Annotated in this window: 2 protein-coding genes; both read right to left on the bottom strand. The window is 75.2% G+C overall.

The genetic code is table 11. From position 1 onward, the window contains the following. The coding region (locus AB0J52_RS39605; protein WP_500188269.1) for a LacI family DNA-binding transcriptional regulator at positions 1-1,054 on the bottom strand (1,054 nt) is incomplete at its 3' end. A 9-nt stretch (positions 1,055-1,063) separates the two neighbouring features. Next, a partial coding sequence (locus AB0J52_RS39600) for an alpha-amylase family glycosyl hydrolase (RefSeq protein ID WP_500188268.1) occupies positions 1,064-1,620 on the bottom strand: 557 nt, incomplete at its 5' end.

The following is a 1,620-nucleotide window of genomic DNA, read 5'->3' as shown; positions in this document are numbered from 1 at the left end:
TCCCCCCTTCCCCCCCCCGCCGCTTGCCCTTTCGGCCCGCCGCCCCCGGCGCGGGGGCGGCCGCGCGGCGGACGACCAGCTCGGGCCGGTAGAGCAGCTCGGTGCGCGGCGGCCGGCCGCCGCCGACCTCCTCCAGCACCGTGCTCACCGCGGCGAGCGCCATCTCCCGCACCGACTGCCGGATCGTGGTGAGCGGCGGGTCCAGGTAGGCGGTGAGCGGCGAGTCGTCGAAGCCGACGACCGACACGTCCTCCGGCACCCGCAGCCCCCGCTGCCGGACGGCCCGGATCGCGCCGAGCGCCATGATGTCGTTGCCGCAGCAGATCGCCGTGCAGCCGCGGTCGAGCAGCTTCTGCGCGGCGGCCTGCCCGCCCTCGACCGTGTACATCGTGTTCACGACCAGGCCCTCGGCGTCCGCGGACGGCCCGAGCAGCGTCTCCAGCCCGCGCCGGAACCCCTCGGTCTTGCGCCGGGTCGGGACGTACACGTCCTGCCCGATCGCGAGGCCGATCCGCCGGTGCCCGAGCGAGCCCAGGTGCGCGACGGCCGCCTCCAGCGAGGCGACGTCGTCGTTGGACACGAACGGCGCGTCGATGTCCGGCCGGTAGCCGTTGACCAGCACGATCGGCAGGCCCTGCTCGGTCAGCCGGACGTACCGGGCCCGGTCGGAGTTGGCGTTGGCGTGCAGGCCGTTGACGAAGATGACGCCCGCGACGCCGCGCTCCAGCAGCATCTCCAGGTAGTCGTCCTCGGCCACGCCGCCGGGGGTCTGCGAGCACAGCACGGCCATGTAGCCGTGCCGGGCCAGCGCGCTCTCGATCACCTCGGCGAACGCCGGGAAGATCGGGTTGGTCAGCTCCGGGATGATCAGGCCGATCAGCCCGGCGCGCTGCTGCCGCAACCGCGCCGGGCGCTCGTACCCGAGCACGTCCAGCGCGGCGAGCACCGCCTGCCGGGTCGCCGCCGACACGCCGGGGCGGCCGTTGAGGACGCGGCTGACCGTCGCCTCGCTGACCCCCGCGTGTCCGGCGATATCGGCCAGCCGCGTCGTCATGGCATGAACCTATCTCCACCACACGGTGGTGTCGGGCGGCAGGACCAGAGTGCCGTCGTTGGCGCGTTCCACAGGGCCGCTGGACAGCAGGATCCCGCCCGCCGCCGGGACGCGCGCCGGTTCGCCGCCGGTGTTGACCGCGCAGCCCACGGTCGTGCCGTCCGCGGCCTCGCGAATGAAGGCGAGAGTGCCCTCCGGGGCGTCGAGCCAGGCCAGCTTGCCGTCCCCGAGCGCGGGCTCGGCGCGCCGGACGCGCAGCGCGGCCTTGTAGAGGCTCAGCGTCGAGTCCGGGTCGGCCTCCTCGGCGGCGACGGTCAGCTCCCGCCACTCCGGCGGCATCGGCAGCCACGTGGACGGGCCGTCGGTGAACCCGAACGGCGGCTCGTCGCCGCTCCACGGGATCGGCACGCGGCAGCCGTCGCGGCCCGCGTCCTCGCCGCGTCCGGCCTGCGGGTCCTTGCGGAACTCGGCGGGCAGGTCGAGCACCTCGGGCAGGCCGAGCTCCTCGCCCTGGTAGACGTAGGCGGAGCCGGGCAGCGCGAGGGTGAGCAGCGCGGCGGCGCGGG

The sequence above is a fragment of the Spirillospora sp. NPDC049652 genome (assembly GCF_040675125.1).
Classification (GTDB): domain Bacteria; phylum Actinomycetota; class Actinomycetes; order Streptosporangiales; family Streptosporangiaceae; genus Spirillospora.
Note: the sequence above shows the minus strand (reverse complement) of the source record. Positions and strands in the feature narration are given on the sequence as shown.